At 68.4% G+C, this 18,885-nt stretch carries 17 protein-coding genes; 11 read left to right on the forward strand and 6 right to left on the reverse strand.

Annotated elements, in window-relative coordinates; translation table 11 throughout:
• Positions 1-8 precede the first annotated feature (8 nt).
• Positions 9-1,298 carry a cytochrome P450 gene (locus ABZ382_RS30235; protein WP_357095908.1) on the forward strand — a complete coding sequence of 430 codons (1,290 nt, stop codon included), beginning with the start codon at positions 9-11 and terminating at the stop codon, positions 1,296-1,298.
• A 60-nt stretch (positions 1,299-1,358) separates the two neighbouring features.
• Here ABZ382_RS30235 and ABZ382_RS30240 read toward each other — a convergent pair whose 3' ends face one another.
• From ABZ382_RS30240 to ABZ382_RS30250, 3 genes are read right to left on the reverse strand one after another with little or no spacing between them, the layout of a single operon-like run.
• A complete protein-coding gene (locus ABZ382_RS30240) occupies positions 1,359-2,042 on the reverse strand; it encodes a hypothetical protein (protein WP_357095911.1) in 684 nt (227 codons plus the stop codon).
• On the reverse strand, positions 2,042-3,841 hold the full coding sequence (locus tag ABZ382_RS30245) for an alkyl sulfatase dimerization domain-containing protein (RefSeq protein WP_357095914.1): 1,800 nt from the start codon (positions 3,839-3,841) through the stop codon (positions 2,042-2,044). The genes ABZ382_RS30240 and ABZ382_RS30245 overlap by 1 nt, the downstream gene beginning before the upstream one ends.
• Positions 3,842-3,853: 12 nt before the next feature.
• Entirely contained in the window at positions 3,854-5,542 is a 1,689-nt protein-coding gene (locus ABZ382_RS30250; RefSeq protein WP_357095917.1) for a SulP family inorganic anion transporter, read from the reverse strand.
• A 207-nt stretch (positions 5,543-5,749) separates the two neighbouring features.
• Between ABZ382_RS30250 and ABZ382_RS30255 the strand changes: the two genes are divergently transcribed.
• The 6 genes from ABZ382_RS30255 (at position 5,750) to ABZ382_RS30280 (ending at position 11,678) form a co-directional block, all read left to right on the forward strand.
• Positions 5,750-6,292, forward strand: a complete 543-nt coding sequence (locus ABZ382_RS30255) for a helix-turn-helix domain-containing protein (RefSeq protein ID WP_357095920.1) — start codon at positions 5,750-5,752, stop codon at positions 6,290-6,292.
• A gap of 103 nt (positions 6,293-6,395) precedes the next feature.
• Entirely contained in the window at positions 6,396-7,253 is an 858-nt protein-coding gene (locus tag ABZ382_RS30260) for a metal-dependent hydrolase (protein ID WP_357095923.1), read from the forward strand.
• A 31-nt stretch (positions 7,254-7,284) separates the two neighbouring features.
• Positions 7,285-8,166: a metal-dependent hydrolase gene (locus ABZ382_RS30265; protein WP_357095926.1), complete on the forward strand. Its 882-nt coding sequence runs from the start codon at positions 7,285-7,287 to the stop codon at positions 8,164-8,166.
• 16 nt (positions 8,167-8,182) lie between these two features.
• The gene (locus ABZ382_RS30270; protein ID WP_357095928.1) at positions 8,183-9,754 is read left to right on the forward strand and encodes an NAD(P)/FAD-dependent oxidoreductase; all 1,572 of its coding nucleotides are present in this window, start codon (positions 8,183-8,185) and stop codon (positions 9,752-9,754) included.
• Positions 9,751-10,641, forward strand: a complete 891-nt coding sequence (locus tag ABZ382_RS30275) for an SDR family NAD(P)-dependent oxidoreductase (RefSeq protein WP_357095931.1) — start codon at positions 9,751-9,753, stop codon at positions 10,639-10,641. The genes ABZ382_RS30270 and ABZ382_RS30275 overlap by 4 nt, the downstream gene beginning before the upstream one ends.
• Positions 10,638-11,678, forward strand: coding sequence for a ferredoxin--NADP reductase (locus tag ABZ382_RS30280; protein WP_357095933.1), 1,041 nt, complete (start codon positions 10,638-10,640; stop codon positions 11,676-11,678). Before ABZ382_RS30275 ends, ABZ382_RS30280 begins: the two co-directional genes overlap by 4 nt.
• 317 nt (positions 11,679-11,995) lie before the next feature.
• Here the strand turns inward: ABZ382_RS30280 and ABZ382_RS30285 are convergent, their stop codons facing one another.
• Entirely contained in the window at positions 11,996-12,214 is a 219-nt protein-coding gene (locus ABZ382_RS30285) for a hypothetical protein (protein ID WP_357095936.1), read from the reverse strand.
• A gap of 18 nt (positions 12,215-12,232) precedes the next feature.
• Between ABZ382_RS30285 and ABZ382_RS30290 the strand changes: the two genes are divergently transcribed.
• Positions 12,233-12,391 (forward strand): hypothetical protein, encoded by a 159-nt coding sequence (locus ABZ382_RS30290; RefSeq protein WP_357095939.1) that lies wholly within the window; start codon positions 12,233-12,235, stop codon positions 12,389-12,391.
• Between the two features lie 67 nt (positions 12,392-12,458).
• Here the strand turns inward: ABZ382_RS30290 and ABZ382_RS30295 are convergent, their stop codons facing one another.
• Together ABZ382_RS30295 and ABZ382_RS30300 are read right to left on the reverse strand one after the other, a co-directional pair.
• The gene (locus ABZ382_RS30295) at positions 12,459-13,661 is read right to left on the reverse strand and encodes an amidohydrolase (protein WP_357095941.1); all 1,203 of its coding nucleotides are present in this window, start codon (positions 13,659-13,661) and stop codon (positions 12,459-12,461) included.
• Positions 13,658-14,896 (reverse strand): MFS transporter, encoded by a 1,239-nt coding sequence (locus ABZ382_RS30300; protein WP_357095944.1) that lies wholly within the window; start codon positions 14,894-14,896, stop codon positions 13,658-13,660. The genes ABZ382_RS30295 and ABZ382_RS30300 overlap by 4 nt, the downstream gene beginning before the upstream one ends.
• A 172-nt stretch (positions 14,897-15,068) precedes the next feature.
• Between ABZ382_RS30300 and ABZ382_RS30305 the strand changes: the two genes are divergently transcribed.
• The 3 genes from ABZ382_RS30305 (at position 15,069) to ABZ382_RS30315 (ending at position 18,883) form a co-directional block, all read left to right on the forward strand.
• Positions 15,069-16,289, forward strand: a complete 1,221-nt coding sequence (locus tag ABZ382_RS30305; RefSeq protein ID WP_357095947.1) for a serine hydrolase domain-containing protein — start codon at positions 15,069-15,071, stop codon at positions 16,287-16,289.
• Positions 16,290-16,523: 234 nt separating this feature from the next.
• Positions 16,524-18,227, forward strand: coding sequence for a thiamine pyrophosphate-binding protein (locus tag ABZ382_RS30310; protein ID WP_357095949.1), 1,704 nt, complete (start codon positions 16,524-16,526; stop codon positions 18,225-18,227).
• The gene (locus ABZ382_RS30315; protein ID WP_357095951.1) at positions 18,224-18,883 is read left to right on the forward strand and encodes an SRPBCC family protein; all 660 of its coding nucleotides are present in this window, start codon (positions 18,224-18,226) and stop codon (positions 18,881-18,883) included. The genes ABZ382_RS30310 and ABZ382_RS30315 overlap by 4 nt, the downstream gene beginning before the upstream one ends.
• Positions 18,884-18,885 lie beyond the last annotated feature (2 nt).

The following is an 18,885-nucleotide window of genomic DNA, read 5'->3' on the forward strand; positions in this document are numbered from 1 at the left end:
AGGTGAAGATGTTGACTCGCACATGGACACGGTGGCTGCTCATGCACGGCTTCCTGCGCACCTTTGCCCGGGTGTCGGCGCGCCGAGGTGAACCACTCGGAAAGCTGGCCCTCGGACCGGACGGCCTGCTCGGCTCATCGCCGTACATCGAGGAGATCCGACAGCGGGGCCCGATTCCCCGGATGTCCGGTGTGTACATCAGCGCCGATTACGAGGTGTGTCGAACCGTCCTGCGAGACCGCAGCTTCGGCGTGGTCTCGCCCACTCATCCCAGCCTGCCCAAGCCGGTCCGCTGGCTGCTGGCCAAAACGGATCTGGGACTGCCGAACCTGGGGGAACCGCCCTCCATGCTGGTGACCGATCCGCCGGATCACACCCGGTATCGACGCATCGTCGGGCAGGCGTTCGGGCCGAAGGCGATCGCGACCCTGGAGGAGCGCATCGCCGAAGTGGCCGATGATCTGATCGATCGCCTGGAATCGAAGCCCAACCCAGATCTGATCGCCGACTTCTCCGCGCGGATGCCCGTCACCATCATCGCCGAGATGCTCGGACTGCCCGCCGAGATGCATTCGACCCTGTTGAAGTGGGGCGACTCCGGAGCGCCGCTGCTCGAACGCGGGTTGGCCTGGACTACCTACCGCGACGCCGTCGACGACTTGATGGAGGTCAAAGAGTACTTCGACCGGCAGTTCGACGAACTCGACGACGAACCGCGCGATGACGTGCTCGGCATGCTGGCGGCCGATGACGCCCTGACCCGCCGCGAGCAGGTGGCCAATGCGGCCCTGCTGCTGGACGCCGGCTTCCTGACCACGGTGAACATGCTCGGCAATGGAATCGCCCTGCTGGCGAGCCATCCCGAGCAGCTGGAGCTGCTGGCCGACGAGCCGTGGCGGTGGCGCAACGCGGTCGAGGAGATCCTGCGCTACGACGGTCCGGTGCGGATGACCGGCCGGGTCGCGAACCACGATGTCGACCTCGACCATGAGCGGATACCGGCCGGTTCCCTCGTCCTGCTGTCATTGGCCGGCGCCAACCACGACCCCGAGGTCTTCCCCGACCCGCATCGATTCGACGTGACCAGGGACAACGCGGCGGAACATCTCGCGTTCGGCAGCGGGATCCACGGGTGTCTGGGATCCCGGCTCGCCAGGCTGGAAGGCAGCATCGCGCTGCCCGCCCTCTTCGATCGGTATCCGAACCTGCGCCTGGACGGCCCGCCGATCCCGCATCCGCTGCGCAATCTGCACGCCTACCGCTCCATGCCCGTCGAGCTGGGTGCGGAAGCGCGCTGACGAAACACAGCCGGTCCTCGATTCCGAGGACCGGCTGTGCGACCACCGTCCGACGTCGGATCAGACGGTGGGTAATTGGTTGCGGCGCAGCACGATGTACACGCCGACCACCAGCGCCCAGGCGGGCAGAATCCAGGCGATGTGGATCGAGGTGGTCACCGCGATCAGCATGAAAAGCGCTGCCGCCGTGGACAACAGCGTCAGACAGCGCGGGAACGCGCCGCTGACGCGGGCCAGATTGGCCAGCGAGAGCATCAGGACCGCCCCGAGCCGGGGCGCGATGACGGTCACCAGATTCATGCCCAGGCCGTAGCTCACCGGATACGCGTCTGCCGCCGCGTCCGGACTCACCCGGCTCGCCAATGTCGCCGGAATCGAGAAGGCGCTGATCGAGGTGAGCAGGGTGGCGATCAGCACCAACCCGCTGCCGAGGAACACGGTGGCGAACAGCTGATCCTCACCGCTGCCGAGCCGCCGGCGGATGGTGCCGATGAACCACAGCAGCGCGATCGAGGCCACCACCATGACCAGCACGACGACCGTCATCCGCGTGCGATTGCCGGACTGCGCGAACCACTGTTCCACGGTCGCGTGATCGGCGTTCCAGCCGGGAAGCTCGCGCAGCATCTCGATCGCGATCGCGGCGAGCACCGCGAAGAGGATGCCGGTCAGGCCCATGGCCTCGTACGAGGCCGCGCGGCCCGGGGGCGGCGGCGCGGTCTGCGATGTCGAGTCCGTGGTCATCAGGGCGTGACGATCGCGAAGTTGGGGTCGGACTTGTCGAGCAGCCCGGCGAGCCGCTGCCAGACTCCGGCGTCGCCCGTGGTCTCCAAGCCGTCGAACTTGCCGGTCGCCATCAGCTGCAGCAGGCCCAGCTTGGTGAGCGTGACGTCGAGGTCGGCGTCGCGCTTGCGGGTGGCCGGGTGGTGGATGAGCGCGCCGTGGCTCAGCTCCATGCGGTAGTCCTCGCCGCTGTCGGTGAAATGCCAAGCGATGCTGAACTTCTCCGACCAGGCCTTGGAGCCGACAATGTTCAGCGACAGGGTGTCGAAGAGCTGGGTGACGCTCATCGCCATGGCGACGGCCGGGCTGGCCGACATCGGAGTCGGCTGGATGTCGTTGCTCAATTCGTAGGCGCCGGTGAGGAAACAGTTGCGCCAGGTGGCGCATTCGGAGCCGAAGCCGAGCTGCTCGAGGATCCCGGCGAGGGTCTGCTTCGCCCCCGGGTGCGAGGGCTCGGCGAAGACCGCGTGGCTGCCGAGTTCGGCGGCGAAACGCAGATCGCCCTTGTCGGCGAACTCCTTCACCTTGGCCACGGTGGCATCCACACCGCCCAGCAGTTCCACGTAGCGGGTCGCCTGCGCCTGCGGGGGGTGCTGCCACAGGTGTGCCGGGTTGGCGTCGTACCAGCCGAGATACCGCTGGTAGACGGCCTTCACGTCATGGCTGATGGAGCCGTAGTACCCGCGGTTGTTCCACTGCGCCTCCAATTCCGGTGCGAGCGGGAAGTTCTCGGCGATCTCGGACCCGATCTCGCCCTGGTTCATCCGCCGCACGGTCTGGTCGTGCAGGTAGGCGTAGGTGTCGCGCTGCTGGGTGAGGAACTCGACGATATTGTCCCGGCCCCAGGTCGGCCAGTGGTGCGAGGCGAACACGACGTCGGCCTTGTCGACGAACAGCTCGATGGCCTCGGCGATGTAGCGCGACCACGCGCGCGCGTCACGCACCTGCGCGCCGCGCAGGGTGAGGATGTTGTGCAGAGTGTGACAGGCGTTCTCGGCCATGCACAGGGCATTGTGGTCGGGCAGCAGGAAGTTCATCTCGGCGGGAGCCTCGGTGCCCGGCGTCATCTGGAAGATGAATCGGACGCCGTCGATGGACTCCTCCTGCCCGGTGGCCGTGATGTCCATAGTCGGTGCGAGCAGACCGAATTCGCCGGCCGAGGCGTTCGGACCCAGACCGATGCCCGTCGAACCGCGTGGGCCGCGCGGCAGATTCGCGCCGGCGTAGTAGCCGCCGCGGCGGAACATGGCGGTGCCCGCGTACACGTTCTCCGAGATGGCGTGTTCCATGAAGTGCTCGGGCGCGATGATCGGCACCTTGGTGTCCTGATCGACCACGCCGAGCACGCCGCCGAAGTGGTCGGCGTGCGGGTGGGTGTAGATCACCGCGGTCACGGCCCGATCGCCCCGGTGCTTGCGGTACAGCGCCAGCCCGGCGGCCGCGGTCTCCGCGCTCATCAGCGGGTCCACCGCGATGACGCCGTTGTCGGACTCGATCAGCGTCATGTTCGAGATGTCCATGCCGCGAATCTGATACACGCCCTCGCACACCTCGTACAGGCCGTGGATGTTGCACAGCTGGGACTGCCGCCACAGGCTCGGGTTGACCGTGTCGGCACCATCGGCGTTCAGGAACTGGAAGGCCTCGGCGTCGAAGACCACGTGTCCGTCCTGCGCCTTGATGGTGCAGGGGTCGAGCCGGTCGATGAGTCCGCGCTCGGCATTGTCGAAATCGGTGCGATCGACGGGTGCTGCTGTCATGGTGCTGTCACCTCACTGTTGGGATTTCCGACTGTCGATCCAGGTGGTTCCGAGGTCGACGGCCTTGGCGACCGGCCCGAAGATCTCGGGCTCGGACCCGACGATGCCGTCGACGCCGAGCTCATCGGTGAGCCCGGTGTGTTGCAGGACCCGCGTCAGTTCCGGTTCCACGCCCGCGAGCACGAGTCGCCCACCGGCGCTGTGCAGTTGGCGGTTGTAGCGTTCGAGCAGGCGCAGGATGGCCGAGGAGGGGATGTCGGGCATGGCGCGCAGCACCAGCACCAGCACCGAATTCCGCGCGCCGGAGACGTCGGGCAGGGCGGCTTCCAGGCGGGGGAGTTCGGCGAAGAAGCTGCTGCCGCGATAGTCGAGGACGGTGACCTCACCGGGCGGAAGGGCTTGCGGCACCGGCGAAGTGCACCACTTGCCCGCGTCGTTGCGAGTCAGTCCGACCAGCTGCACCTGTCCGGCCGCCTGCACGCAGTACAGCAGCAGTGACAGCATCGCGCCGATCACGATGGCCTGCTGCAGCGGCAGCTGCGTGGTGGCGGCGAAGGTGGCGATCATGGCCGCGGTGGACAGCTTCGAGGTGCGGGCCACCAGCTCGATGTCCTTGACCTTGCCCCAGATCAGCTCGCCGCCGACGACCAGGATGAGGCCGCCGATCACCGGCATCGGGATGCGCTCGGCCAGGCTGCCGCAGACGACCACCACCAGCGCCAGGAAGACGCCGGAAATGATTCCCGCCCAGCGGGTTCGGGCCCCGACCCCGGCCGCGACGCCGGTGCGGGACAAGGAGCCGCCCGACGGCAAGGAGGAGAACAGGCCGCCGCCCAGATTCGCGATGCCCTGGGCGGTGAAGTCGGCGTTCACGCTGGAGCGGCTGCCGTCCGGGTTCGGCATGGACGGCGCCACGCTGGCGGCCTGGGCCAGCGCGACCAGCGCCACCGACAATGCCCCGGCGGCCAAGTGCGGCATGGCATCCCAGTTCGGCAGCGACAGGCCGGGCAGCGCTCCCGGAATGCTGGCGATATCGGAGACCAGTTCGACGTCGGTGCCCAGAATCGCCACCGCCACGCTCACCACGACCATGGCGACCAGCAGGGCCAAGGCCTCGATCTTGGGTATCAGCCGGGCGACCGCCCAGACCAGGATGGTGCCGACGGCGACCCAGGTGGCCGACGACTGCCAGTTCCCGATGCCGGTGAGCCAATTCCATACCTGCACAAGCTTGTTGTGCCCTGGCGGCTTGTAGCCGGTGGCGTCCTTGAATACGCCGGTCATGATCTGCAGGGCGATGCCGGTGGAGAAGCCGACCATGACGGCGTTGGACACGAAGCTCATGACCACGCCCAGGCGCAGCACGCCCATGAGCACCATGACCACGCCGACCAGCAGGGTCAGCGCCGCCAGATTGCCGGCATCGTGCGGATCGAGTCCCGCGGTGGCGATGGCGGATTGGCCGGTGAGGGCGATCGCGCTGGTCAGGGTGGTGACCATGAGGACGGTGGAGGCGGTCAGCGAGCCCAGGATCGGCGGCACCACGCCCGCGTAGAGTCCGGCGACCGGATTGAATCCGGCGATCGAGGCGTACGCCATCCCCTCGGGAATGCTGAACAGACCGGTCGCCATACCGGCGGTGACATCTTTGGCTGTTGGTTTGCCGATGCGTTGCCGAATACGTGCCACGCTTACGCCCACGCGTGTGTCTCCTCGCTGCCCGATCAGCCGCCGACAAGGTGGAACCCAGATCAAGTAGAACGCGGCACACCGCGTCCGGAAACAGCCTTACATAGAGCGGGCGAACTTCCGGCAAATTGAGACCGGTCTGTTGCTCAGATTGACCCCTGGACGAATCCGGACGTACGTCTCAGGATGAGACCTGATCTTCACCGGTGAGGAGTGGGCATGGTGGCCGAGCAGCGCGTGGACTGGCTGACGGGTGGGGTGCGGCGATCGGTCGCCTCGGATCGGATCGTCGCGGTCGCCTCGGAACTGTTCCAGACGCGGGGCTTCGACCGGGTGGGCATGGACGACGTGGCGGGGGCGGTCGGCTGTTCGCGGGCAACGCTCTATCGGCACTTCCCGGGCAAGGCGGCGCTGTTCGACGCGGTCATGGCCAAGTCGGCGGTGGGAGTCGCCGAGCGGGTGGCCGCGACCGTGCGGCGCTACGAGGGCTCGCGGCGGATCGTGGAGGCGATCCTGGCCTCGGTGGCCGCGGTGCGCTCGGATCCGGTGCTGGCCAAGGGATTCGCCGGCACCCGGGCCGGCGGCAGCGACGGCGCGTTCGCCAGCTCGCCGGAGCTCGGGCGGATCGCGACCCTACTCACCGGCGTCGCGCCGGATGACGAAGCGGTGCAATGGATTGTGCGCATCGTGCTCTCGCTGCTGACCTGGCCGCTGGCCGATGCCGCGAGCGAGCGCCGGATGGTGGAGCGCTTCATTCGCTGAAGCCGGGCCGGACGCGCCCTTGTCTACTGTCTGGGACAGTTCTACACTTGGTATATCGAACACGCGGTACTAGGTACTTCGTGTCGCACCAAGGATGGTCCAGATGGCGAATACCCTTCCGGCGCAGACCTATCCCCGGGCCCGCCGCATCAGATTCCGATTCGATCGCGCTTCCAGCGACAAGTACTTCGTCGAGAACGACATGGTCTACAGCCATTTCGTGGCCGGCATGTCCGGTGGCTTCCCGGCGGGGGAGGAGTCCTTCATCCGCTCGGTCCGCCGGGTGGCCGACCGGGTCGTCGATCCGGTGCTGAAGAAGCGGGTGACCGGCTTCGTCGGGCAGGAGGCCATGCACGGCCTCGAGCACCGCAAACTCAACGAAAAGCTGGTCGAGCTGGGCTATCCCATCGCCTGGCTGGACTCGCCGCGGGCCGTCGAGCGCATGCGGTGGATCGAGGAGCGGGTATCGCCCGAGGTGCACCTGGCCATGACGGCGGCAGCCGAGCACTATACGGCGGTCCTGGCGCAGCGCATCCTGTCCAGCGATGAGATCCAGGCGATTCCCGGGGATCCGGAAGTCTGGAATCTGCTGAATTGGCATGCGCTGGAAGAACTCGAGCACAAGTCGGTGGCCTTCGACGTCTTCCGTGCGGTCGGCGGCAGCGAGCGCACCCGCATCGCGGTCATGCTCGCCATGTACTCGCTCACGCTGCCGCTGACCTACGTGACCCTGGCGCTGGCCGTCGGGCGCGATCCGGTCGCGCGGCAGCAGCCGATCCGCGTTGCGCGCGAGGCGTATCGGCTGTTCACCGGTCCGGTCTTCCACCGGCTCATGCCGGAACTGGGCAAGTATCTGCGCCCCGGCTTCCACCCCGACGACATCGACACCTCCGCCCTGCTGTCCCAGTGGCAGTCGGAGCTTTTCGGCGACGACGGCCAGCTCGTCGACCACCTGAAGTAGTCACAACTCCATTGCCAGAAAGGACCGGCCAATGACGATCGGTCGGCAGGACTCCACGTCCCTCATGCCCTACCCGAAGGTCCGGCGCATGCGTTTCCGGTTCGGTGACCCCGAGCCGATGGCGCACCAATTCGTCCGGGGCGATATCCCTTTGACGCATTTGATCGCCGTGCTCTCCGGCGCGTTCCCGCCGGGCGAGGAGTCGTTCATCCGCTCGGTGCGCAAATTCTCCGGGCAGGTCGGCGATCCGGTGCTCAAGAAGCGGGTGGCCGGGTTCATCGGGCAGGAAGCGGTGCACGGGCAGCAGCATCGGCGATTGAACGAGCAGCTGGTCGAGAACGGCTTCCCGATCGTGCGGCTGTTCACCTTCGCGCCGGGCGCGCTGCGCGAACGCGGGGTGATGGCGATCGAGAACGCGGTGCCGCCGGAGGTGCATCTGGCCTTCACGGCCGCGGCCGAGCATTACACGGCCACGCTGGCCAAACGGATTCTGAGCAGCCAGGAGATCCAGGACATTCCGGGGGACCCGGAGGTGTGGCATCTGCTGAACTGGCACGCTTTCGAGGAACTCGAGCACAAGTCCGTGGCGTTCGACGTCTTCCGGGCGACCGGCGGGACCGAGGCCGTGCGGATCGGGGTGATGGCGGGGATGTACGTGTTCACCATCCCGGTGGTCTCGCTCGGCGTCCTCGCCTCGATCCTCAGCGATCCGCGCAGCTGGCGGCCGTGGCAGGTGGCGCGGCAGACGGTGCGGCTGGCGCGCGGGCCCATTGTGAAGGGCCTGCTGAAGGAGATGCGGCCCTATCTGCGGCCGGGCTTCCATCCCGACGACATCGACACCGACGGGCTGCTCGCGCAGTGGCAGCGAGAGCTTTTCGGCGCGGACGGCGAACTGTCCGACCGTATCGGCTGAGCCGGAGGAGACCGACATGGCAACACAGCGCGGTGGCACGGGTGCGCCGTCCGCAGTCCGGCCCGACCACGAGGTCATCGTGGTCGGCGCCGGATTCGGGGGCATCGGCAGCGGGATCGCACTGCAACGGAGGGGAATCCACGACTTCGTGATCGTGGATAAATGGGATCGGGTCGGCGGCACCTGGCATGCCAATACCTATCCCGGTGTGGCGGTGGACATTCCGTCGTTCATCTACAGCTTCTCCTACGAGCAGCGCGGGGACTGGTCGCGGATCTTCGCGCCCGGCACCGAGCTGCGGGACTACGCCGAGGGCATGGTCGACAAGTACGGGCTGCGGGAGAAACTGCGGTTGAACACGACCATCATGGCGGCCGACTTCGACGACCGGAACAGCCTGTGGCGCTTGCACACCGACGGCGGGGGGCAGCTCACCGCGCGGCACATCGTGCTGGCCATCGGCGGGCTGGAACGGCCCAAGATGCCCGACATTCCCGGACTCGACGACTTCGGCGGGACGCTGGTGCACACGGCGCTGTGGGATCACGATGTCTCCCTGGCCGGGAAGCGGGTGGCGGTCATCGGCACCGGAGCCACCGCGCTGCAACTGATTCCGGCGATCGTGGACGAGACCGAGCATCTGACCGTGTTCCAGCGGACGCCCATCTGGGTGTTCCCGAAGAACGACGCCGAGGTGGGGCCGCTCGGGCGGATGGTGCTGGGCAATACACGGATTCGCGCCGCCTTGCGGCTGGCCGGAAATCTCGGCACCGAGGTCGCCATGAGCGGCATGGTGGCCGGACCGGCCTGGCTGACCTCGACCGTGCGCCGGGCCGCCGAGGTGCCGATCCGGCGCTGGATGCGGTCCCAGGTCCACGATGCGGACGTGCGGGAAAAGCTCACGCCGCGTTATGGATTGGGCTGCAAGCGGCCGTCCATGTCCAATGACTACCTGCGGACCTTCAACCGGTCCGACGTCAGCCTGATCACCGACTCCATCGCGCGGATCACCGAGCGCGGGGTGGTCACGGTGGACGGGACTGAGCACGAGGTCGACGTGCTCGTCTGCGCCACGGGGTTCAAGCTGTGGGAGAAGGGCTCCATCCCACCGTTCCCGGTGCGCGGGCGCGGCGGACAGGATCTCGAGAAGTTCTGGGACGAGCACCGATACCAGTCCTACCAGGGTGTTTCGGTGCCCGGATACCCGAACTCGTTCACCATCACCGGCCCGTACGGCTTCGTGCTCGGCTCCTACATCTGGATGATCGAGGCCACCTCGGCGCATCTGGCGCGGGTCATCGCCGAGTCCAAGGTGCGCGGCGCCACCGAGGTCGAGATCCGGCAGGAGGTGCACGACGAGTACTTCCGGCAGTGCCTGCGGCGGCAACAGAAGAACTTCCTGTTCACGCCGGTGTGCGAGGGCTCCAACACCTACTACCTCGACAATCACGGTGATTCGCCGTTCCGGCCGTCCACTCACGGCGAGATGTACTGGCAGAACCGGCATTTCGATCTGGACGTCTACCGCTACACGGTGGGTGCGCCGGTCGCGGCCGAGACGGTCGCGTTCTCGGAGGAGGTCTCGTGAAACTCAATGCCATCGATCCGAAGCTGGTGGTGGTCACCGGCGCGGGCAGCGGGATCGGGCGGGCGACGGCACTGCGGTTCGCGCGCGGGGGATCCCAGGTGATCGTCTCCGATATCGACAAGGACGCGGCGCTCTCGACGGTGGCGCTGATCCAGGCCGAGGGGCGGCGGGCGGTCGCCGCCCAGCTCGATGTGACCGATCCGCACGCCTGGGCCGCCTTCGCCCGGGACGTGCACGCCGATCACGGGGTGCCGGACGTGCTGGTCAACAATGCCGGAATCTTGGTCAGCGGGGCGTTTCTGGATCTGGAACCCGACGACTGGGTGCACCAGCTGGACGTGAACCTGCTCGGGGTGGTGCACGGCTGCCGGTCGTTCGGGCGGCTCATGATCGACGAGGGCAAGCGCGGGCACATCGTGAACATCGCGTCCGCGGCCGCGTTCACGCCGACGCCGGTCATGTCGGCGTACTCGGTGTCCAAGGCCGGGGTCAAGATGCTCACCGAATGCCTGCGGCTGGAGTTCGCGCCGAAAGGCGTGGGGGTGAGCGCGATCTGCCCGGGCGTGATCAACACCGATATCGCGAGGCACGCCACCACCGTCGGGGTGGATCCGCGGCTGGTGGAGCGCGGACAGCAGCTCACCGCACAGATCCAGGAACTCGCCGAACGCCTGCCGTTCTCGCCGATGAGTCCGGATCTGGTGGCGCGCGCCGTGGTCCGCGCGATCCGCTACGACCTGGCGGTGGTCCCGGTCCGCACCGAGGCGTGGCTGGGCTACTTCATGCTGCGGCTGGCGCCGGGCGTGAATCGTCGCATGACCCAGGCCCTGTCGATGGACCGCATCCAGGCGGCCGGTGAGCTGGTCTTCGGCAGGAGAGCGCCGTGACCGCTCGCGCCCACCAGCTGAAGGTGCGTGAAGTCATCAGCGAGACCGCCGACGCGGTCTCGCTGATCTTCGACATCCCCACCGACCTCACCCCCCGCTTCGCCTATTCCCCCGGCCAGTACCTGACCCTGCGCGTCCCCAGCGACCGCACCGGCTCCGTGGCCCGCTGCTACTCCCTGTCCAGCAGTCCCCACTGCGACGACCGCCCCACCGTCACCGTCAAACGCACCCCGGGCGGCTATGCCTCGAACTGGCTGTGCGACAACGTCTCTCCGGGAGACATCCTCACCGTCCTCGAACCCGCCGGAAACTTCGTACCCCGGGTCTGGACCCACGACCTGCTGCTCTTCGCGGCCGGCAGCGGAATCACTCCCGTCATATCCGTCCTGAAATCCGCCCTCACCCTGGGCCGGGGCGATGTCGTCCTGCTGTACGCCAATCGCGACCGCGCCTCCGTCATCTTCGGGGCCCAGCTGCGAGAGCTGGCCCGTCGCCACCCGCGTCGCCTCACGGTGACCTACTGGCTCGAATCCGACCGCGGCCTGCCGACGCCCCGTGCTCTGGCAAGCTGGGCCCGGCCGTACCGACGCCACGACGTATACCTCTGCGGTCCAGCGGGATTCGCCGCGACGGTCCGTCAGGGACTGGGTCAACTCCGCATCCCCGATCGGGCGATCCACCGCGAGGACTACCGCTCCCTGGCCGACAACCCCTTCGAACACCACGAACCCGCGGCCACCCCACAACCTGCCGACCCCACCGCTGCCACCGTCCGAGTCGACATCGACGGCGAATCCCACACCCTCCCTTGGCCCCGCACCAAAAGGCTCCTCGACCTCCTCCTCGATCACGGCATCGACGCCCCTTATGTTTGCCGCGAATCCGCCTGCGCCACCTGCGTCTGCACCGTCAAACACGGCCGCACCCGAATGCTCCAGAACGAATCCCTCATCGAGGAGGAACTGGCCCAGGGCCAAACCCTCGCCTGCCAAACCCTCCCCGAATCGGATGAACTGCACATCTCCTTCGAATCCTGACCCCGACCGGATTACCGATCCACCGACGGATTCGACTATCGGACAGCGGTGTCCCGCACTTCGTATGCTGCCGGACGTCGCCGGTGCACCATCGCCACGGACGCCTTGCAGGTCGGGGTGACCTACACGGTCACCGAACTCACGGTGAAGGATTCCTGCACCGCGACCCTGTACTACATCGATTCCGGCAGGCGGGTTCTCATCGACCGGGGCGCCGGCCGCGGCGAACTCGGCTCGGCCACGGCCACCCTGCACTGGACACCCAAGGACGCGGGTTCGATAGAACTCATCTCCTCGGTGACCTGTCCGGGCGGCTACTACACCGACCAGGGCAATATGACGGTCACCGTCGCTCCGGCCTGGACGCCGCCGTCGACGACGACCACCGTGCCGCCGACCACGACCACGACGGTCCCGCCGACCACCACGACGACCGTGCCGCCGACGACCACGACCGCACCCCCGACCACGACGACGAAGCAGTGCGCGCCGTGGGATTGGAGTTGCGGCCAGACCACGACGCCCGCGCCGACCACGACGGCGCAATGTGCTCCGTGGCAGTGGAATTGCGCCCCGGCGACCACGACCGCGCCGCCCGCCACGACCACGGTCCCGCCGGTGACCACGACCGCACCGCCGACGACCACGACGGCGCCGCCGACCACCACCACGCCGCCGAAGTGCGCATGGTGGCAGATCTGGTGCTGACCTAATTCCAGTAGAAGATCTCGAGCCCGGTATCCACTTCGCCTGTGCGGCAAGGGATACCGGGCTCGCCAGTTATGGGCGGGTGAGTTCGGCGCGGGCCGCCGTCAGCATGGTGGTGATGGCGGCGGGGAGGGCTTGGGCGGGGTCGGGGGCGAAGTGGGGGGAGTGGTTGGAGGGGTAGTGGGGTGGGAGGGCGGATTCGGTGAGCATGTAGTGGAGGTCGTCCTGGGTGAAGCGGGCGGGGTCCATGCCTCCGATGTGCCAGAAGACGGAGGGGACCTCGGCGGCGGTGCCGAAGGCGCCGAAATCCTCACTGCCGGTGATGGGGTTCTGCATGGGCATGACGGGGAGGTCGGCGGCGGTGAGGGCGGCCAGGACGCGTTCGGTGTCGCCGGGGGTGTTCTCGGTGACCGGGAAGTGGTCGTAGAACTCGACTTTCGGTTCCTGGGGCGCGCCCGCGGCGGCGGCCTCGGCCTCGGCGAGGCGCTGGATGCCCTCGATCATGCGGGAACGGGAGCCGTCGGTGAAGGTGCGCAGGCTGAGCAGCACCTCGGAGCTGTCGGCGATGATATTGGGTCGGGTGCCCGCGTGCAGCGCCCCGGCGGTGAGGACCGGCGTTGCGGCGGTGGCGGTCTGGCGGGCGGTCAGCGCCTGCATGCGCACCACGAATGCCGCCGCCATGAGCAGCGGGTCGATGGCGGTGTGCGGCTGGGAGGCGTGGCCGCCCTTGCCGAGGAAGGTGATGCGCACCGAGTCGGAGGCGGCCATCAGGGTGCCGGGGCGGCTCAGGATCAGCCCCGCGGGCAGCGGGCCGACATGCTGGCCGAGCACGATGCGCGGCTTCGGAAACCGCTCCAGCAGACCGTCGTTGAGCATGCCCTGCGCGCCGGAGCCGGTCTCCTCGGCGGGCTGGAACAGTGCGACCACGGTGCCGGGCAACGGATTCGCGGACAGTTCCGCGCACGCGCCCAGCAGTGCGGTCACATGCACGTCGTGGCCGCAGGCGTGCATCACCCCGGGCACGGTGGAGGCGTAGTCGAGGCCGGTCTCCTCCTGCACCGGCAGACCGTCCATGTCCGCGCGCAGCCACACCACCGGCCCGGGCCCGCTGTGCAGCACCCCGACCACGCCGGTGCCGCCGACGTTCTCGGTCACCTCCCAGCCGGGCAGCGCGCGCAGCTCGTCGGCCACCAGTCGCGCCGTGGCCCGCTCCTCGCCCGACAGCTCGGGGTGGGCGTGCAGATGCCGGTAGACCTGCTGCCAGTGCTCGATCATGGGAGACGCTCCTTCGACGGGACGGCCGCCGCGGCGCGCCGGGACACCATCGTCCGGAACGCGTCGGCGGTTTGCGGAACCACCAGCGCCGCCAGCAAGGCCAGCAGCGGCCCGATGGCCATGGTTTCGAAAGCCGTTGTGTACGAAACATGATCGGTGATGAACCCGAAGGCGAGCGGACTCGCCACGCCCGCCAGCTGCCCGCCGAAGACGATCACGCCGGTGGCCCCGCCGATGTAGACGCTGGGCAGCGCCCGCAGCGGCACCGAGAACGCGGGCATGTAGGCCAGCCCCGCGACCAGGCTCATCACCACGCCCAGCACCACGAAAAGCGGGAACGATTCCGCCCGCGGCAGCGCGAACAGCATGGCGGCGGTGAACGCCATGGCGGGCACCACGATCACCCGTGGCCGTCCGCCGAGCCGATCCGAGAGCCGTGCCCCCAGTACCACCCCGGCCGCCGCGGCCAGCGTGGTCGGCACCGCCGCGAAAGCGATGCCCGCCATGGAGATTCCGCGCTGCTCGTGCAGGAAGGTCGGCGTCCACGCGGTCACGCCCCACACCAGTACGTCGTAGCCGAAGAACATGACCGCGAAGCCGAGCAGTGCGGGGGAGAACAGCACCGAGCGGCGTTCGGCAGCGGGCCCGGCGTGCGCGACCGGAATCTCGTCCTGGGTCAGCGGTTCCGGCATCCACCGCCGCCAGGCCAGGATGACGGCCACCCCGAGCACCGAGATGACCGCGAACATGACCCGCCAGCCCACCGTGGGCAGCAGCACGCCCGCGATCACCGCCGCCAGCAGCAGGCCCGCGGCGTTGGAGGAGTTGGTCCAGCCGGCGGCCGTGGTGCGCTGATCGGGATGGCTGCGTTCGGCGAGCGCCTTGATGGCCGCCGCCGGGAACACGCCCTGCACCAGACCGAAGAGGAAGCGAATGGCCAGCAGCACGCTGAACGACCAGGCGAGCGCGGTCAACCCGGTGAAGATCGACCAAGCGGTCAATCCGACGATCCCCACCCGCAGCGCCCCGTACCGATCCGCGAGCAGACCCCCGGGCACCTGGATGATCGCGTACGCGAGAAAGAACACCGACACCAACAGCCCCTGCTGCATGTGGTCCAGCCCCAGGTCCGCACCGATCGACGGCAACGCGAAATTGATCACGGTCCGATCGATGTAGTCGACAACCCAGGCCGCGAACAGCAGCATGACGGTTATCCGTGTGGTGCGCGGCATCAGGCCCCTTCACAACGGGAGTGGCTGCATGCCACAGTGGCCCCCGAATCCGAGAATAGGGGCGATTTGCCCGATATTGCCATATGAACCGGGCCCCGCGACCGGCCCGGCGGCGGCTGACCCGCCGATGCCGCTACCGGCCCGAAAGCCGGTCCCCGTAGGCTCGCCGGCGATGAGCGAGATGATGCAGCACGGGTACGTGGCCGAGGGCTACGGCCGGGTCGCCGACGCCTTCCGCCGCAATTTCCGGCACGGCGAGATCGGCGCGGCGGTCGCGGTCTTCGACGGCGACACCCCCGTGGTGGACCTGTGGGGCGGCTCGCGTGACCCGGTGCGCGGACTCCCGTGGGAGCGCGACACCATCGCGCCCGTCTTCTCGTGCACGAAAGGCGTCGCGGCGCTGATCCTGGCCGTGCTCGTCTCGCGCGGACGGCTGGACTACGACGAGCCCGTGGTGCGGTACTGGCCGGAATTCGCGGCCCACGGCAAGGACGAGGTGACCGTCCGCCAGCTCATCGACCATCAGGTGGGCCTGCACATCCTGCGCGACACCCGGATGACCCTCGACGACCTGCACGATCTGGACGGCGTGGCCGCGGTGCTGGCGGCCCAGCGTCCCGGGTGGACGCCGGGTACGCGGCAGGGCTATCACCCGGTCAGCATCGGGCTGTATCTCAATGAACTGGTTCGCCGCGCGGACCCGGCCGGGCGCAGCATCCGGACGTTCATCGCGGAGGAGATCTCCGGTCCGCTCGGCGTCGATTTCACCCTCGGCCTGGACGCGGAGCTGGGTGGCGACCGGATCGCCCACCTGACCCGCACCACCGGCCTGGACCTGCGGCACGAGCGGAACCTGCCGTGGAATCAGGCGATTCCGGCGCTGCTGCGCCGCGGTCAGCTCTTCCGCGCCCTGTCGGTGCCGGAACTGGGGATGCCGGAGGATTTCGTGCGCCCCGAGGTCATGTCGATCGAGCTGCCCGGCAGCAATGGCGTCGGCTCGGCGCGCGGCCTGGCCCGCATCTACGCCGCGGGCCTGACCGGCGAGTTGCCGATCGCGCCGGAGGTGCGGGCCCGCATCGCCGACCCGGGCCCGGTGCCCGCGCCGGACGCCGTGCTGCGCACCCCGACCCGATTCCACCTGGGCTTCCGGAAGTCGTGTCCCGCCTTCCCCTTCGGCTCTCCCGACCACCGCGCCTTCGGCACACCCGGTCTGGGTGGTTCGCTCGGTTTCGCCGATCCGGCGACCGGGCTCTCCTTCGCCTACGTCCCCAATCGGCTGGGCCTCACCCTCAATGGCGACCGGCGCTGCCTACGCCTGGCCCGCGCGGTGTTCGACTCCTCGACACGCCGAACGGGCACGCGCACTGAACCGCGGCGGACCGCCGATCGTTGATCCGGATGTACCGGCCGCCGAGCCGGTAGCCGTCCAGATGCGGTCCGGATTTCCCCCTGTGCCCGGACCGGGGCCCCGCCGGGATATCCCCGGTGGGGTCTTCGCATGACCAAAACGCCTGTACAGCAGCATCTTTCGGGCAAGTGTGTGACCTGAGACACATTGATCGAGTTCGTTCCGGCCAGTTACCTTGTGTGCGATGCATCGCGGACAAGGCAATACGAACGGGGGATCGTGAACCAGAGCGAACGCACGGCCCGAACCGTCGCCGACCTCGTCGTCGAACGGCTCGCGATCCACGCCGACCACGTCTTCGGCGTCGGCGGGGCCAATATCGAGGACGTCTACGACGCCCTGCACCGGCATCCGGAACTCACCGGCATCATTGCCAAACACGAGTTCGGCGCGGCCACCATGGCCGACGGCTACGCCCGCGCCACCAACCGGCTCGGTGTCGTGGTGGCGACCTCCGGCGGCGGTGCCATGAATCTGCTTGCGGCCCTGGCGGAATCGTTCGACTCGCGGGTCCCGGTCCTCGCCCTGGTGGGTCAGCCGCCGCTGGGGCTGGAGGGCCGGGGTGCGTTTCAGGACACCAGTGGGGTGCCCGGCCGCATCGACGCCGAGCGGCTCTTCGCCCAGGTCGCCCGCTACTGCGTGAAAGTTCGCCGACCGCAGGACATCTCGGTGGAGCTCGACCGGGCGATCGCGGCGGCGCGGGCCGGTGGTCCGGCTGTCCTGCTGCTGCCCAAGGACGTTCAGGCGACTCCGATCGTCGAGGGTGACGAGGTGACGGCCGAACCGCAGGCCACTGCCGCGGAGCAGTCCGATGATGGGGAGCTGCTGCCCGATGACGTCGTGGACCTGCTGGCATCGCTGCCGCGGGGAAGTCACGCGGTAGTCATCGCCGGACCCGAGGTCGCCGCGGCCGACGCGCGTGCCGAACTGGCGACCGTGGTGCGGGCCCTCGATGCGACGGTCCTCGTCGCCCCGGACGCCAAGGACGCGTACTCGAACGCGGATCCCCGCTTCGCCGGTGTGGTCGGCGTGATGGGTCATCCGAACGCGGCCCGCCTGGTGTCGGAGGCGGAACTCTGCCTGCTGGTGGGAGCCCCGCTCTCGCTCACCGCCCGCGCCGGCCTGGATGCCGCCCTCGCCGCCTGCCCACGGGTCGTGTACCTGGGGATCGAGCAGCCTTTCGTCCCGGTGCACGCCGAGGCGCGTGGTCCGCTGGCCGCCGCGCTGCGCGGTGTCGCGAATTCGATCCACGGGACCGAGGGCGCGCACCTCGAGCCGGGATCCACTGGCGCACAACCCGATCGCCTTCCGCTCCCCGAGTTGCCCGTGCCGCCCGCGTCCGGACCCGGCGTCCGGTACCGCCCCGCCGTGGCGGCCATCGAAGCGGCACTGGACGCCGGCATCGATGTGGTCGCCGACGCCGGGAACACCGGCGCGGCCGTCGTGCACCACCTCGGAATCCCCGAGGGCGGACGGTTTCTCATCGCGCTGGGCATGGGCGGTATGGGTTATGCGTTCGGCGCCGGCATCGGCTGTGCGCTGGGCCGGGGCCGCCGCACCGTGGTGATCGCCGGGGACGGCGCGTATTTCATGCACGGCCACGAGGTGCACACCGCGGTCGAGTACCAGGCGCCGGTCACCTTCATCGTGTTCAACAACAATGCCCACGCCATGTGCGTGACCCGCGAGCAGGTCTTCTACTCCGGCGAGTACAGCTTCAACAGATTCCGCGCGTCGGAGATCGGCGCGGGCGTCGCCGCCCTGTACCCGGAGCTCCCGGCCTGGACCGCGCGCACCCTCCCCGAATTCGAGCAGGCCCTGGACAAGTCGCGGGCAATACCGGGGCCCGCCTTCATCGAACTGCAGTGTGACCCGGACGAGATCCCACCGTTCGCACCATTCCTGAAGGAGTCTTTCGCATGACCGAGACCGTCGCCGACGAGCCGATCGAAGTCCCGGAGCTGGATGTGCCGGGCGTGTACCGCATCGAGACCATGGCCCTCAAGGAGGGCATGCCGCTGGTCCTCGATATGACCCGCGCCGTGTACCCGCACGACGAGATCTACGGCCAGTACTGCACCGTCACCGAATACGTGGCCGCGCCGCCGGACGAGGTGTACGCCTACCTCGCCGACACCCGCAGCCTGTGCGAATGGACCTACAGCATGCGCGGTTTCGAGCGCACCGCCGATCCCGAGGTGTGGGTGTCCGACGACCGCATCGGTTCGCACACCCGCATCTTCACCCGTACCGTCGCCAACCCCGAGGCCCGCACCGTCGACTACCACTGCGCCTGGGACCAGGCCGACCACCTGTGGATGGTCTACCTGATGCGCGTGGTGGACGCGCAGGTGGTGCTGAACAAGCCGGGTTCGGTCGTCACCTGGACCAATTGCCACCACCCCTTCTACGAGGACAACGCCTACCCCGAGTCCGCGCCCGAGGGCCGCCCGGTGTGGGTCGGCGACTTCTGGCACCTCTTCGCCGCCGGGCACCTGCTGGAACTGCGCAATCTCAAAGCGATCTGCGAACACCGGCATGCCGCCGGGCAGCCGATCAAGCCGGAATGGATGGACTGATC

The sequence above is a fragment of the Nocardia sp. NPDC005825 genome (assembly GCF_040630175.1).
In the GTDB taxonomy this organism is placed as follows: Bacteria; Actinomycetota; Actinomycetes; order Mycobacteriales; family Mycobacteriaceae; genus Nocardia.

Coding starts and splice junctions, on each gene's coding strand:
- ABZ382_RS30270 (WP_357095928.1), top strand. CDS start 8,183: ATGGCAACACAGCGCGGTGGCACGGGTGCGCCGTCCGCAGTCCGGCCC.
- ABZ382_RS30315 (WP_357095951.1), top strand. CDS start 18,224: ATGACCGAGACCGTCGCCGACGAGCCGATCGAAGTCCCGGAGCTGGAT.
- ABZ382_RS30260 (WP_357095923.1), top strand. CDS start 6,396: ATGGCGAATACCCTTCCGGCGCAGACCTATCCCCGGGCCCGCCGCATC.
- ABZ382_RS30265 (WP_357095926.1), top strand. CDS start 7,285: ATGACGATCGGTCGGCAGGACTCCACGTCCCTCATGCCCTACCCGAAG.
- ABZ382_RS30235 (WP_357095908.1), top strand. CDS start 9: ATGTTGACTCGCACATGGACACGGTGGCTGCTCATGCACGGCTTCCTG.
- ABZ382_RS30240 (WP_357095911.1), bottom strand. CDS start 2,042: ATGACCACGGACTCGACATCGCAGACCGCGCCGCCGCCCCCGGGCCGC.
- ABZ382_RS30300 (WP_357095944.1), bottom strand. CDS start 14,896: ATGCCGCGCACCACACGGATAACCGTCATGCTGCTGTTCGCGGCCTGG.
- ABZ382_RS30295 (WP_357095941.1), bottom strand. CDS start 13,661: ATGATCGAGCACTGGCAGCAGGTCTACCGGCATCTGCACGCCCACCCC.
- ABZ382_RS30255 (WP_357095920.1), top strand. CDS start 5,750: ATGGTGGCCGAGCAGCGCGTGGACTGGCTGACGGGTGGGGTGCGGCGA.
- ABZ382_RS30245 (WP_357095914.1), bottom strand. CDS start 3,841: ATGACAGCAGCACCCGTCGATCGCACCGATTTCGACAATGCCGAGCGC.
- ABZ382_RS30305 (WP_357095947.1), top strand. CDS start 15,069: ATGAGCGAGATGATGCAGCACGGGTACGTGGCCGAGGGCTACGGCCGG.